Here is a 13,215-nt window from a genome sequence, read left to right as displayed (position 1 = left end):
ATAAGTAAAGATTTAGCTAACAAACTTGACAAGATTAATATTGCTCAAGAGGTTGGCGCTGCAACTGATAAAGTTATTAGCCAAAAGGCTTGCGTTGATAACTTTGCGAAAAAGTCTTCTACTGAATCTATTACTGCATCAGAATTAAATGCTATTGATTCTAATATTGATTCATTAGTGAACGTCGGCGGAAGTATGAGTGTTTCTAAAGGTTATAGTTTAGGATACGCTATACAACAAGATCGTGGTTTTATACGTAACAACAAATTAGTTGCAACCATGTATTTTCCAGATAAAAACGGGATATTCGCTTTAGTGTCAGATATTCCGAAAATGATGGCCGACGCTAACGGTTTCTTAAAAAGAGCATCTCCAATCGTTAAAATCTATCCCGATGGTAGCTTTGAAACCAACGACGAATCGGAAGGCGTCAATGTCCAACGAACTGGAGTTGGAAAATATTTTATTTCTGCTGTCGTGGGCTATAACGCAGACGGTGCCTGGGGTGTGAATGGTGGCGTATCAATACCTAAGAATATTAACGGATTAGAACTTATCTATGTCAAAGACAAAATTCTATCTAATGGTAGCATCGAGATTCAAACATTTCACCGACAACATGCACATTTGCCCAAAGACTTCCAAAACTGGCGCATCAAAAACTTTAACGATAATAATCCGGTTTATTATACCGATGGTCAACCGTGTGATATTCCTTCATCAACTTGGTTAGATGTGCGTGTGCAGATGCCCGCTCATTCACAGTGGTATTAACAAAAAACGGCCACTAGTCCTTCGCTAGAAATTTTTTATCTGAAAACGGATACATTGAACACCCCAAAGACTTCCCTCCTTCCTACTCAAAAATTTCGTTATTTTTTGAAACATATCATGTGGGATATGGTGGGGTAAACAACTTTTTATTTTAAAAATTCGATCGATTCGATCGAAATAATTCATTTTATTTTTGTTTTGGACTCATGGAAAACTAAATACCGATGCAGCATATGGCTGCATATTAATCTTATTTGGTTCAATTTATTAAAAAGTGAAGATAAGAAGATAAAATGAATAAAAAAATTTTTTTGCTATTTCTTATTTTTAGCCCATTGGCAAACGCTCAAGGTGATTATGATAACACATTTGCGTTAAATAGCCATGTAGCGGAAGTAAGAAAGAAAAGCCACCCCGACATAAAAGTGACGGCAAATAAACCATACGAGCTTTCTGCAGAAGTAGAGAAAGTTTTGAAACTTCTTCCAGATTCAATTAAAATTGATTTTGACCCGTATGTTGAGACATTTCATTCCGACGATGAAACTCAGCCCTTTAGTAGAATAGTTGATAGTAATCTTATAATTGAAGAATTATCATTAGGTTATATTATTAAAGGCTCTAAAGGCTCTGAGAATAAATATTTATTTCGTCAACTCTCTCATATTGCTCCAGGTACTGACCCCACTGATGCTGTCAATCTTTATCAAATGCAGCAGGAGATAGATAATAAATTAAACAGTAGAATCGGCAAAGTAGAGGAGATAGAAAACCACAATGTTAGAGCGAAGCGTTCGGCGGATAATACTGAAACCTCAGAAAGCAAAACAATTCAACACGAGAAGACAGCTTTAAAAGCTAAAACTAACAGCCAGGAACATATGACTGATGCTAAGTTGGCGCTAACAAAAACTGAAGAGCATCGTGATGAGGCCAAGACTGCATTCGATGCGATAGTCAAACACCGTAATGATGCTAATCAAGCATTAACCGAAACTACAGGACATCGTGATAATGCTTATGACGCCCTGATAAAGGTAAAAGGGCATGAAAACACCGCTAATTCAATCGTTGAACGACTAAAAAGAGAGGCGTCATCGGTAGAAGGGGAAGTTACTCAGGATTCCGATGGGACAATGCATATTGGCGAGGCGTTAAAAGGTACTCAAATTTTTGTCTCTGGCAAGCAGGGTGACAGAGTGATAAGCGGTGTGGCTAGTGGTGCAAGAAACAGTGATGCAGTGAATGTTTCTCAGTTAAACACGGTCAGAACCACTGCCAATTATGCTAGCCAACTCGCACAAAAGAACAGCTCACGGATAAATCATCTTGAGGATAGATTATCAAAAACTAACACGAAAATCGAACGAGGACTGGCTACCTCTGCAGCACTCACCGGACTTTTCCAGCCTTATGGGGTTGGTAAAGTGAACTTCACGGCAAGTATTGGGGGATATGGAGCTTCTCAGGCTTTAGCAGTTGGTACAGGCTATCGTATTACTGAAAATGCTGCGGTTAAAGCAGGAGTTGCTTATTCTGGCGGTAATCATGTGATGTATAATGCGTCATTTAATTTTGAATGGTAATCTTTGTAGATTGAATTTGTGTTATTCCTGGCATAAAAAGATTTGCCAAGGTTCCTCCAGCTATTAAGTTGTACAACAGTCCCCTGAAAAAATGCTGTGGACTTTTCCGTTGTCAATTGTATTTAAAAAGGGGCATGTTATTAGCAGCGCTGGAGGAAGTGAGTTAATTCCGCTTTATGCCAGTTTGATAGTGCACCATTTAGCATTAGCTGGTTATCCTGTGTAGCCTGAGATAACAAAGTTTCTATCTCAGCAATAACTCTATCTGCATTTTCGCGTTTGCGGATAATCTGTTTAATTGCTAATTTCTCTGCATCGGCTATTTTATCCTGAAGCTCTTCCGTTACATGCCAGATACGCTCACATTCCAAAGCGATAGAAGGGACTAGCCGGACTTCCATTGGATAAGGTGAAGGAATGCCAGTGACTTCTCTTAATGCATACCAGATAGCATTATTCCATGCATCTCTAAAACGAAAGTTTTGTGTCATGAGGGCAATGATACGGGCGAGATTTTGAGTGTCTTTGCTGCTAAACTTTTCGTGAGCTTCGGGTTGGCATTTTGGATGCTCATATTTGCCTGTTTTGCGGATTGAGGGAAGAACTTCATTTGTTACCCATTTTCTGAAACGATGAGGAAGCGTTCCTTGTTTGACTGCATCACGGCAACGTAATACTAAAGTGTACATTCCTGATTCGGAAATAATATTAGCCTTACCTTGACGCCCTATGTTAAACATAGACCGTTCATCATTGTCTAATCTTTCAATAGCTTGAGTGACATTTTGGATTTGTAGAGCAATACAAATATCTTGAGCAATAAACCAAGGTTCACCGTTGATTATAACGGTTCTAATTTCATGGTTTTCGAAAGAAAATGAAGTGATGTGCAGTTTTGGAAGTGCCATTTTGACCTCCGAGTGGTTACTTTGATTTACCACCACCTTCGAGACCAATCTATGGTGGTGAACTGAACGAAGTTGGTCTTACCGGAGTAACCGCCGGCCAGCTTCCCAGCTGCCCCATCCAGCCCACCATTGAATTGTGGCTAGATTACGACATTAAAAAACACGCTCGCGGCGGGCATTTGTCGCGGTTGTATCTAACAGGCTGTGAAACCCGACACCTGATTTTGCAGATGCAGATAAACTATAGTGCATGATTTCTTCTTTCGTCAATGGGTATTTTGTGGTTATAATTGCGTGGTAATGGGTTATTAGCTCAATTGGTAGAGCAGTGGACTCTTAATCCATCGGTCGTAGGTTCGAACTCTGCATAGCCCAGCATTAGTTGTTCACACACTCGTTCTCTTGTTGCAGCTTCCATCTCGGCACAAGAATTTCCTCACATTTTTTGATTTCCTTATCATTGCATCGAAAAGACTCAACCTGTTTATCATGAGTAGAGTGATTTATCGAGATAGGTATTGTCTTACTCTTTAACTTTTAGTAACTAACTTTCACGTGCATTTTAAGTGCACTTTTAAGTCCTATTGTTGTCATATCGCAGTCAGGTTAATTTTTATAACTTCCTGTTTTTAAAACTATTGTCCTACTACTGACCAGGTAAATTTGGTGGAGCTGGCGGGAGTTGAACCCGCGTCCGAAATTTCTACATCCTCGGTACTACATGCTTAGTCTAGTCTTTACATTCGCCAGCTAGCTGTGGACAGACACACTACTAACAGACTAGCCTGATTAAGTTTAACGCTTCAACCCCAGGCTAGGCATCCACGCGATCTCTTTTAGGTTTGACCTCTCTTGATCCCCGTCCTAAGAGCGGAGGCTAGGGAGAGAGGGCTCTGCGCAGGTTATTAAGCTGCCAGTGCGTATTTATCGTCGTTTGCGACTATTTTTTGCGGCTTTTTACGAGGCCAACCGCCCCTCAGCATGCACCTTGGGTTTCGCAAATCCCGTCGAATCCAGAATCAGCCCCAAGTTGATTACTTCAATTATATCAGAAAAAAACTTAATAATGCTAGCACTTAGGTCATTATCGACCTGCGTTTTTCATAATTCTCGCTTTGTCTAACTTCCATTCGCGATCTTTAATGTCAGAACGCTTGTCGTGCTCCTTTTTACCCTTGGCGACACCAATTTTGACTTTACACCAGGCATTTTTCCAGTAAAGGGATAATGCTACCGCTGTGTGGCCTTCGCGATTGATTTTACCAAATAGCGAATCTAGTTCACGCTGATTTAGCAATAACTTTCGGGTGCGCATTGGATCACAAACCACATGGGAGGAGGCTACATTTAGCGGGGTAATTGTTGCACCAAAAAGATAAGCTTCACCTTCTTTCAGTAAAACATAACTGTCGCTAATATTGGCTTTGCCTGCGCGTAGTGCTTTGACTTCCCAACCCTGCAAAGCTAAGCCCGCCTCAATTTCTTCACTGATGAAGTATTCATGGCGTGCTCTTTTATTTAACGTAATCGTTGCCGAACCGGGCTTGTGTGCTTTTTTCTTTGTCATAATTGGCGATTATACTGTATGTATAAATAAATGGCACGGTAAGGATCTATTATTTGGTGTTAAGTGAGCATTTATTAGACTAAGTTGTCGTGCAGAATTTTTATTTAAGTGTATATCAATGTTATTATTGTTTCTGATTTATTTGGTGAGAATGGTTATGCCGCAAATTAGTCGATCTGCATTAGTGCCTTATAGTGCGGAGAAAATGTACAATTTAGTTAATGATGTAGATTCATATCCACAATTTTTACCAGGTTGTGTGGGCAGTCGGGTGCTGAATCATGTTAATAATGAAATGACTGCGTCGGTTGAGGTTGCTAAAGCGGGTATTAGTAAAACTTTTATTACCCATAATATATTGCAAGATAATAAGAGTATTCAAATACAGTTGGTAAAAGGGCCATTTCGTAAATTAATGGGTAATTGGTTATTTACACCTTTAAATGAAAATGCCTGTAAAGTTGAATTATATCTTGATTTTGAATTTACTAATAAATTGATTGAGTTGGCTTTTGGTCGGATTTTTAAAGAACTGGCTGGAAATATGGTGCAAGCTTTTACTCAACGTGCTCACGAGGTTTATCGTGGTTGAAATAAATATTGAGGTGGTTTATGCATTGCCAGATAGGCAATTTCTGTTGCACGTCAAGCTAGCAGAAGGTTCGAGTGTTGAAGAGGCAATTATGCAATCAGGTATTTTGTCACTTCGAGATGACATTGATTTGAGTAAAAATAAAGTCGGTATTTATAGTCGACCCGCTAAATTATCCGATATCTTATCTGATGGTGATCGGGTTGAAATTTATCGTCCATTACTTGCTGATCCGAAAGAGATACGTCGTAAACGGGCAGAAAAAGCCAAACAAAAATCTTAATAACCTGTTTGTAATGAGGTAGGTTGACCGCCAATTTAAATGTTGCCTAATTGGCAGTCTATTAATATTTATTTAAATAAATATCAATAACGTGATGTAGCATCTACATAAGTGTTGATGCCTTTTGTGCTGCTAAGGTATCGTTATTTTTAATGTCAACTAAAATCCCATTGCGATCAAAAGTGAGTGTTAGTATTTGCTGTTTAACTTTTTCATGTCCAGGCTGTTGACGGAAAATATAATACCAAACTTGCTGGCCAAACGGTTCCTTTAGCATTGGTGTTCCTAATGTATAGGCTACTTGCTGTTGCGTCATTCCTTTTTGGATTTTTGCAACATCACTGGCAGAAAGATAGTTGCCTTGATTAATGTCAGGACGGTAAACAAGCCGTTCTGCTATAGAACAACCCGCTGTTAAAACAACAACAGACATAGCAGCAGCAATTAACAGTTTACAACGCATGGTCATATATTCCTTTAAGAGTCAGAATATCGATAATAATCGACATTGATGAAATTGAAAACCTTTCCTCATTTTTCTATGACCTATACTATACAATAAAGTTGAGGATGTTTTTAAGCAGCAAGTAGATCTTTTGCGCTAGCCAGGATGTTTTTTGTTACTTCACTACCACCCAGTAAACGGGCAATCTCTTGTAAGCGAGTTTTTTTATCTAATAATTGCATTTGTGTTTCTGTTTCACAGCCATTGGTCTGTTTACTCACATAAAAATGGTGATGTCCACAGGCTGCAACTTGAGGTAAATGGGTAACACACATAACTTGAGTTGAATTGCCTAATTCACGTAACAATTTTCCAACCACTGCGGCGGTAGCACCGCTAATACCCACATCAACTTCATCAAAAATAAGTGCGGGAGTATCCATTTTTTTGGCTGTAATGACTTGTATGGCCAGCGCGATGCGTGAAAGTTCTCCACCTGAAGCAACTTTTATTAATGCTTGATGTGGTTGCCCAGGATTGGTTGTCACGTTGAACTCTACTTGGCTTGCTCCATCAATTTGTAAATGCTCAGGATTAAAATTTACATCAACCGTAAAATAGCCATGAGGCATTGAAAGTTGATGCATACTGTTGGTGATTAATTGACTTAATTCACTGGCATATTGTTGCCGTATTTGGTGGAGTTTGCCGGCTATTTCTAATGCATATTGATGTTGAACTTCGACCTGACTAGTTAAGTGGTCACAATCATCTTGCTGCTGATTTAGTTTTTCTTGTTCTGCCAGTAGTTGTTGGTGTAATTCAAACAATAATTCGGGCGCAACCCGGTGTTTACGGGCTAAATTGACATATTTCGCGATGCGTTGTTCTAATTCGAATAGTTGGCTAGAATCTAGTTCCGTTCGATCACCATAATGACGCAATTCATTACTCACTTCATTAATTTGGATCGATGCCTCTTCAAGCATATCAAGTAAATGACTGAATTGATTACTAACAGAAGCAAGCTCATTAATTTCTTGCTTTGCATGATTTAGCATACTGATAATATTTTGTTCCTCATTGTCATTAAGAATTTGTAATGCATTTTGACTCAAGGACAGAAATTGTTCACGATTTGCTAGCTGTTTATACTCTTGCTCTAATTTTTGATATTCATCAGCTTGTGGTATCAATTCACCCAATTCTTTAAGATGATATTCAATAAGTTGTTGGCGTGCCAGGCGTTCAGTTGCTTGTTGTTGAAATTTCGTTAGTTCTTGGCAACTTTGATGCCAATTTTTCCAGGCCGATTTCATTTCAGCCAAGAGAGTGGTTTGGTTAGCGTAAGTATCCAACAGAAATTTTTGATGCTGATTATCTAATAATAATTGATGAGCGTGCTGGCCATGTATTTGAATAAGTAACGTCCCTAGTTTGCGCAATTGTGATAAGGGAACCGCTGTGCCGTTAATAAAACCACGTGATCGTCCATCAGCAGTGATGGTTCTGCGTAGCAAGCATTCATTATGGTTATCTAACTGATAATTTTTAAGCCAATCTTGCGCTGAAGGAGTATCAGTAAGAGAAAAATAGGCACAGATATCGGTACGAGAAGCACCAGGGCGAACAATATTGGTTTCCGCTCGGTTGCCTAAACATAAACCTAATGCATCAATTGCAATTGATTTGCCAGCCCCGGTTTCACCGGTAATAGCACTCATACCAGGATGAAAATCAATTTCTAGTTTGCGGACAATGGCAAAATTATTGATGGTTAATTGAATAAGCATGTGCTTCTCCTGTATGTAAAAACACAACTGTTAATAAATACAGTATAAACTAGTTTTTTATACAGTAAAGTAGTAATTAAAAAAAATCAAAAGGTTTTCTTTGACCAGCCTAATTTTGAACTTAATGTATTGAAATAATTATAATCTTTTGGGTGGATGAGATTAAGTTTTTTATTACTTCGTTTGATTAATACTTCATCATCATCTTGAATAGGTAAAATAATTTGGCTGTCACAGCTGATTTCATAATTGATGTTTTTTTGTCTAAATTTTAATTTAATACTACTATCGCTGCTGATGACTAATGGACGCGATGAAAGGGTGTGAGGGAACATAGGGACTAGCGCGATAGCCTCAAGATTTGGAGTGAGTATCGGGCCACCGGCAGAGAGTGAATAAGCGGTTGAGCCAGTTGGTGTAGTAATAATTAGTCCATCGGAACGTTGAGAAAAGGCAAAGCGATCATCAATATAAACTTCAAATTCAATCATGTGAGCCACTTTGCCGGGGTGTAAAATGACCTCATTAATTGCCGTACTCATGCGAGGTTTGTGATTTTTTTTGCTGATTTGAGTTTCCAGTAAGAAGCGTTGTTCTTCATAGAAATGGCCAGCTAATACTTCTGTTAGCTGTTGTAGCGCGTTATCTGGCCCAAGATCAGTTAAAAAACCAAGGTTACCGCGATTGATGCCAATAACTTTATTTTCATAGCGTGATAGAACACGAGCAGCGCCGAGCATATTACCGTCACCGCCAACAACAATAATTAAATCAGCTGTTTTACCAATTTCTGTTAATCCACCAATGGTGGCATTTTTTAGTTTAAGCTGTTGAGCAATTTGTCGTTCAACAATAACTTTATATTTTTGCGCTCGAAGCCAATTATAAAGTTGTTCATGAGTTGCCAATGCCTCTGGATGTCGAGGATGACCAACAATACCAATATATTCAAATAATGTCTTTTTTGCTGCTTTTCCGGTCAGCATGGTTTATTTCCTCTTATCAAGTTGGCGTGTTCTCTTGAATCCCAAATTTTTATCCCCATAATAAGCTAATAATCTGGATTAATGCTAAAAAGAATGTGGAGATACTCATGAGTAGTAAAGATCATAAAGTGTATGATGAGCAAGTCTCTAAACAAAAAGAATTAAAAAAATCACAAAAAAATGAGGCAAAAGAACAAGCAATTGAGACCGAACAACCAGTGAGTTCTACTGAAGAAGTATTAATTGATCCACGCATTATTGAATTAGAGCAGCAGTTGCTTGAAGCACAAAAACGTGAGCGTGAAGCGTTGTTACGCGCTAAGGCTGAAGTGGAAAATATTCGCCGCCGTACTGAGCAAGATGTTGAAAAAGCACATAAGTTTTCCCTAGAGCGGTTTGCCAATGAGTTGTTACCCGTTATTGATAATTTGGAAAGAGCAATCGAACTTGTTAATCGGGAAAATGCTGAATCGATGTCAATGCTTGAAGGACTTGAATTAACTTTAAAATCTTTTTTAGCTACTGTTGGCAAATACGGTATTAAGGTGGTAGCGGAGAAGAATGTTGCTTTCAATCCAGAACTGCATCAAGCCATGACCATGATCGATTCAGAAGAACATGAACCTAATCAAGTTATTGATGTTATGCAGAAAGGCTATACTTTAAATGGTCGCTTACTACGCCCGGCGATGGTGATTGTGTCAAAAGCAAAATAAACTGAAATAATGCCACCCATATGGTGGTGGCATTTAGTTTATTGTTCTGGAATGATTGGTGTCCAGTCTATCGGGCTTAATCCTTGTTTTATGAGTATTTCATTGGTTTTGGAAAAATGTCTGCATCCAAAGAAACCTCTATGGGCCGAGAGTGGTGAAGGATGGGGCGCTTTAAGCACAAAATGTTTTTGGTTATCGATAAATTGGCCTTTTTTCTGCGCATGAGATCCCCACAATAAAAAAACCACGCCAGCACGGTGTTGATTAATTGCCGCTATAACCTTATCTGTAAATGTTTCCCAGCCAAGATGGGCGTGAGAATGAGCTTTGCCTTGTTCAACGGTTAAAACCGTGTTTAATAATAATACCCCTTGTTGTGCCCAACTGACGAGATAACCATGATTGGGGTATTGGAAATCGGCAATGTCTTTTGCCAGTTCTTTGTACATATTAACCAGTGAAGGCGGTGCAGGAATACCTGGCCGAACTGAAAACGAGAGTCCGTGCGCTTGATTCGGTCCATGGTATGGATCTTGTCCTAGGATCACAACTTTTACTTCGCTGAGTTCGGTGTAACGGAAAGCGTTGAAGACATCTTTTTGTGGTGGATAGATTGTTGTGCCATGTTGACGTGCTTTGGCAACATAAGCCAGGGTGTTACGGAAGTAATCTTGTTCTTTTTCTAGGCCGATGACATCGTGCCAGCTGGGCAAATAGGGCATAACCATTCCTTTAGGTTTTGATTAATATCATGTTTAACTTAACATCTACGTTATATGAGGTAAATTTTAAAACGGAAATCGCTTATTTTTCATTATATATTTTGATATTAAAAATATTTTCTAAAAATTATAAATTTTTTTAAATGAAAAATTGATTTAAAACAGTAACCTGTCGATAATATTATTAATAACGCTTTAAAATTATTGATTAATGTCAATGAATTGCTGATATTTAATTGATATATATTTTATAGAAATAATGGTTATAGCAAATAGCCAATTTGAAAATAATTTCAAATTGTTATTTCAATCTTGATCGAATTTGGAGGTCGACATGGTTATTGGAATTCAGATTACTAAGGCAGCTAATACAGCACTATTAAATTCCTTTTGGTTATTAGACGACGAAAAAAATGAAGCTCGCTGTATTTGCGCTAAAACTGATTTTAATGAAGGACAAATTGTTGCCAAGGAGTTGTTAGGTTCGTTTGAATATCGCGAAATTCCCCTTGAGGTTAAACCGCAGGTGTCAGTAAAAGGCGGACAACATTTAAATGTTAATGTTCTGACTCGGGAAACATTAGAAGATGCGATTGAAAACCCAGAAAAATATCCTCAATTGACCATTCGTGTTTCAGGCTATGCGGTGCGTTTTAATTCTTTAACCCCTGAACAGCAACGCGATGTTATTACGCGTACTTTTACACAAAGTTTATAATAAAATAGTTCTCAATTAATTTTTTTATTTCATTAAATCAATGGGTTAAATACTTATTGGTCGTTATCAGTTTACTTTACTGATGGTTGACGACGTTTGCCAATATTTTTACTGTCGCGATGGCGTACTTTGGTTTTTTTCTTTTTTTGTTGGTCAATTTTTTTCTTTTCTTGTCGTTTTAGCTGAATTTTTTTCGATGGTTTGGGTTTACGTAGTGAACCTTCAGCCGGTGCTTTGGTGGTGGGTCGAAGACTATCAATGACGCGTATTTTTAATGGTTCTTTAAGATAACGGTTGATTTTACCTAATAGCGGTTGATCATGGGCTTCTACTAAGCTAATTGCAATCCCCTTTCGCCCCGCGCGTGCGGTTCTACCAATTCGATGCAGATAAACATCAGCAGTACGCGGTAAGTCGAAATTGAATACGTGACTAATATCGTCAATATCAAGGCCACGTGAGGCAACATCGGTCGCGACTAAGACGTTAATTTGCCCACTATTTAGGCGTTTAACCGCTTCAGTCCGCTTTGCTTGAACCATTTCTCCTTCAAGTAACCAGGTTTTTATTTTGGCTTGCTGTAACCATTGAACTAACTCATGTGCTCTTTCGCGTTTACGGACAAAGATAATAGATTTAGTGGCATCGGGTTGTTTTAAAAGATGGCAAAGTAGCCCAGTTTTATGTTCGAGGTTATCAGCTCGGTAATAGTATTGTTGGATCTTTTTTCGTTCGCGCCTTGAAGGATCAGCATCAATTTCATAAGGATTGTTCAGTAATCGATTAGCAAAATCGTGAATGACATCACCGGCTAGTGTTGCTGAAAATAGCATAGTTTGTTTGCGCCAGCGTGTTTCACCGGCAATGGTTTCAATGTCGTTGGCAAATCCCATATCAAGCATTCGATCAGCTTCATCTAAAATTAACGTTTCGATCGCCCGGCAATCAAAATTTTCTTCTTTGATATACTGTAGTAAGCGTCCTGTGGTTGCGACCACAATATCTTGGTTTTCACTAAAAATTTTAGAGTGGTTAATATAAGATACTCCGCCAGTAATGGTTGCGATATCAAGATGGGTGTATTTGGCTAATTCTTTTGCTTGTTCAGCTACTTGCATTGCCAGTTCACGGGTTGGCGCTAATATGAGAATACGCGGTGGTCCAGATCGTTTACGTGGAAAATCAAGTAAATGTTGGATCATCGGCAGTAAGTAAGCGGCAGTTTTTCCTGTTCCTGTAGGCGATGAAGCTAAAATATCGCGTCCTTCCATAGCGGCGGGGATAGTTGTAAGCTGAATGGCTGTCGGGCGGTCATAGCCTTTATCATCCAGTGCATTGAGAAGACTTTGGTCTAACTCAAGTTCAGAAAATTTGGTTGCAGTCATTGTATACCTCTGGTTAGGCAATGGATTATAAACAGAACGCCCAAATTGTTCATCTATTAAAATGTTTTGTTGAATGTTTGAGTGATGATATAAATAATTATTAGTAATTAATGGCAATTCGGTAGTATTTTCTCCGTCATATATGAAAGAATATTAATTATTTTCCCTTCTCTAGTTATTTAGTTGATGGGGTCAAAATAGTCGGTTTAGCATCTGGTTGCTGTTGCGGATAATCTAATGTTTAATGTAATCCACAGCTCTCTTTACGATCAAGCGCACAGCGGATCATCAATTCAGCTACTTGCACAAGGTTACGGAGTTCCAATAAATTATTTGATAAACGGAAATTTGAATAGTATTCCTCTATTTCTTGTTGTAGTAAATGGATGCGCCGCAATGCGCGGGTCAGTCGTTTGGTCGTTCTGACAATTCCCATATAATCCCACATGAACAGTCTTAACTCATGCCAGTTATGTTGAATAACAACTTGTTCATCTAAATTATGACATTGATTTTCGTTCCATTTGGCTAGTGTAGATGGCATATCAATTTGTTCGATATGTTGTTTTATCTGTTTTGCCGCAGACCATCCATAGACGAGACACTCTAATAATAAACTAGTTGCTGAATAGAGACTTGCATTTTTTGTCACGCTATTGAGAATAAAAAGAGGTTTAACTTAGAGAATAAAGGTTTGAAATGATCAACAAAGAGCGGCTGTTACGAGATAATCGTTTATG

General features: G+C 38.5%; 12 protein-coding genes, 1 tRNA gene, 1 other RNA gene and 2 pseudogenes. 7 read left to right on the top strand and 9 right to left on the bottom strand.

Features of this window, described 5'->3' with window-relative positions:
• Both CBG25_RS20210 and CBG25_RS20205 read left to right on the top strand, forming a co-directional pair.
• Positions 1–774, top strand: a pseudogene (locus tag CBG25_RS20210) (hypothetical protein); the annotation flags it as partial.
• Between the two features lie 293 nt (positions 775–1,067).
• A complete protein-coding gene (locus CBG25_RS20205; RefSeq protein ID WP_290608886.1) occupies positions 1,068–2,360 on the top strand; it encodes a YadA-like family protein in 1,293 nt (430 codons plus the stop codon).
• A 140-nt stretch (positions 2,361–2,500) separates the two neighbouring features.
• Here the strand turns inward: CBG25_RS20205 and CBG25_RS20200 are convergent, their stop codons facing one another.
• Entirely contained in the window at positions 2,501–3,268 is a 768-nt protein-coding gene (locus CBG25_RS20200; protein WP_290608884.1) for a BRO family protein, read from the bottom strand.
• A gap of 302 nt (positions 3,269–3,570) precedes the next feature.
• Between CBG25_RS20200 and CBG25_RS20195 the strand changes: the two genes are divergently transcribed.
• Positions 3,571–3,643, top strand: a tRNA-Lys gene (locus CBG25_RS20195).
• A 289-nt stretch (positions 3,644–3,932) separates the two neighbouring features.
• On the opposite strand, the gene ssrA is transcribed toward CBG25_RS20195, so the two are convergent.
• Together ssrA and smpB are read right to left on the bottom strand one after the other, a co-directional pair.
• Positions 3,933–4,295, bottom strand: a transfer-messenger RNA (tmRNA) gene (ssrA, locus tag CBG25_RS20190).
• 57 nt (positions 4,296–4,352) lie between these two features.
• The gene (smpB, locus tag CBG25_RS20185) at positions 4,353–4,835 is read right to left on the bottom strand and encodes an SsrA-binding protein SmpB (protein WP_290608882.1); all 483 of its coding nucleotides are present in this window, start codon (positions 4,833–4,835) and stop codon (positions 4,353–4,355) included.
• Positions 4,836–4,992: 157 nt separating this feature from the next.
• Here smpB and CBG25_RS20180 point away from each other — a divergent pair, with 157 nt between their 5' ends.
• Complete coding sequence (locus CBG25_RS20180; protein ID WP_032114831.1) at positions 4,993–5,427, top strand: type II toxin-antitoxin system RatA family toxin; 435 nt, start codon at positions 4,993–4,995, stop codon at positions 5,425–5,427.
• Positions 5,420–5,710, top strand: coding sequence for an RnfH family protein (locus tag CBG25_RS20175; protein ID WP_290608878.1), 291 nt, complete (start codon positions 5,420–5,422; stop codon positions 5,708–5,710). Before CBG25_RS20180 ends, CBG25_RS20175 begins: the two co-directional genes overlap by 8 nt.
• Positions 5,711–5,813: 103 nt before the next feature.
• Here CBG25_RS20175 and bamE read toward each other — a convergent pair whose 3' ends face one another.
• The 3 genes from bamE to nadK all read right to left on the bottom strand — a co-directional run bounded on the left by bamE (position 5,814) and on the right by nadK (position 8,934).
• Positions 5,814–6,173 (bottom strand): outer membrane protein assembly factor BamE, encoded by a 360-nt coding sequence (gene bamE, locus CBG25_RS20170; RefSeq protein WP_290608877.1) that lies wholly within the window; start codon positions 6,171–6,173, stop codon positions 5,814–5,816.
• A 113-nt stretch (positions 6,174–6,286) separates the two neighbouring features.
• Complete coding sequence (gene recN, locus CBG25_RS20165; protein ID WP_290608876.1) at positions 6,287–7,948, bottom strand: DNA repair protein RecN; 1,662 nt, start codon at positions 7,946–7,948, stop codon at positions 6,287–6,289.
• An 86-nt stretch (positions 7,949–8,034) separates the two neighbouring features.
• Positions 8,035–8,934 carry an NAD(+) kinase gene (gene nadK / locus CBG25_RS20160; RefSeq protein ID WP_290608875.1) on the bottom strand — a complete coding sequence of 300 codons (900 nt, stop codon included), beginning with the start codon at positions 8,932–8,934 and terminating at the stop codon, positions 8,035–8,037.
• 107 nt (positions 8,935–9,041) lie between these two features.
• On the opposite strand from nadK, the gene grpE reads away from it, so the two are divergent.
• Positions 9,042–9,650 carry a nucleotide exchange factor GrpE gene (gene grpE, locus CBG25_RS20155; protein WP_290608874.1) on the top strand — a complete coding sequence of 203 codons (609 nt, stop codon included), beginning with the start codon at positions 9,042–9,044 and terminating at the stop codon, positions 9,648–9,650.
• A 38-nt stretch (positions 9,651–9,688) separates the two neighbouring features.
• On the opposite strand, the gene ung is transcribed toward grpE, so the two are convergent.
• Entirely contained in the window at positions 9,689–10,372 is a 684-nt protein-coding gene (ung, locus tag CBG25_RS20150) for a uracil-DNA glycosylase (RefSeq protein ID WP_290608873.1), read from the bottom strand.
• Positions 10,373–10,706: 334 nt separating this feature from the next.
• Between ung and grcA the strand changes: the two genes are divergently transcribed.
• Positions 10,707–11,090 (top strand): autonomous glycyl radical cofactor GrcA, encoded by a 384-nt coding sequence (gene grcA / locus CBG25_RS20145; protein ID WP_290608871.1) that lies wholly within the window; start codon positions 10,707–10,709, stop codon positions 11,088–11,090.
• A gap of 71 nt (positions 11,091–11,161) precedes the next feature.
• Here the strand turns inward: grcA and srmB are convergent, their stop codons facing one another.
• Both srmB and CBG25_RS20135 read right to left on the bottom strand, forming a co-directional pair.
• Positions 11,162–12,475: an ATP-dependent RNA helicase SrmB gene (gene srmB, locus CBG25_RS20140; protein ID WP_290608869.1), complete on the bottom strand. Its 1,314-nt coding sequence runs from the start codon at positions 12,473–12,475 to the stop codon at positions 11,162–11,164.
• Between the two features lie 241 nt (positions 12,476–12,716).
• A pseudogene (locus CBG25_RS20135) lies at positions 12,717–13,100 on the bottom strand (L-aspartate oxidase); the annotation flags it as partial.
• Positions 13,101–13,215 lie beyond the last annotated feature (115 nt).

This window comes from Arsenophonus sp. ENCA (genome assembly GCF_002287155.1).
GTDB classification, from domain to species: domain Bacteria; phylum Pseudomonadota; class Gammaproteobacteria; order Enterobacterales; family Enterobacteriaceae; genus Arsenophonus; species Arsenophonus nilaparvatae.
Note: the sequence above shows the minus strand (reverse complement) of the source record. Positions and strands in the feature narration are given on the sequence as shown.

Coding starts and splice junctions, on each gene's coding strand:
- bamE (WP_290608877.1), bottom strand. CDS start 6,173: ATGCGTTGTAAACTGTTAATTGCTGCTGCTATGTCTGTTGTTGTTTTA.
- recN (WP_290608876.1), bottom strand. CDS start 7,948: ATGCTTATTCAATTAACCATCAATAATTTTGCCATTGTCCGCAAACTA.
- ung (WP_290608873.1), bottom strand. CDS start 10,372: ATGCCCTATTTGCCCAGCTGGCACGATGTCATCGGCCTAGAAAAAGAA.
- srmB (WP_290608869.1), bottom strand. CDS start 12,475: ATGACTGCAACCAAATTTTCTGAACTTGAGTTAGACCAAAGTCTTCTC.
- grcA (WP_290608871.1), top strand. CDS start 10,707: ATGGTTATTGGAATTCAGATTACTAAGGCAGCTAATACAGCACTATTA.
- CBG25_RS20180 (WP_032114831.1), top strand. CDS start 4,993: ATGCCGCAAATTAGTCGATCTGCATTAGTGCCTTATAGTGCGGAGAAA.
- smpB (WP_290608882.1), bottom strand. CDS start 4,835: ATGACAAAGAAAAAAGCACACAAGCCCGGTTCGGCAACGATTACGTTA.
- nadK (WP_290608875.1), bottom strand. CDS start 8,934: ATGCTGACCGGAAAAGCAGCAAAAAAGACATTATTTGAATATATTGGT.
- grpE (WP_290608874.1), top strand. CDS start 9,042: ATGAGTAGTAAAGATCATAAAGTGTATGATGAGCAAGTCTCTAAACAA.
- CBG25_RS20205 (WP_290608886.1), top strand. CDS start 1,068: ATGAATAAAAAAATTTTTTTGCTATTTCTTATTTTTAGCCCATTGGCA.
- CBG25_RS20200 (WP_290608884.1), bottom strand. CDS start 3,268: ATGGCACTTCCAAAACTGCACATCACTTCATTTTCTTTCGAAAACCAT.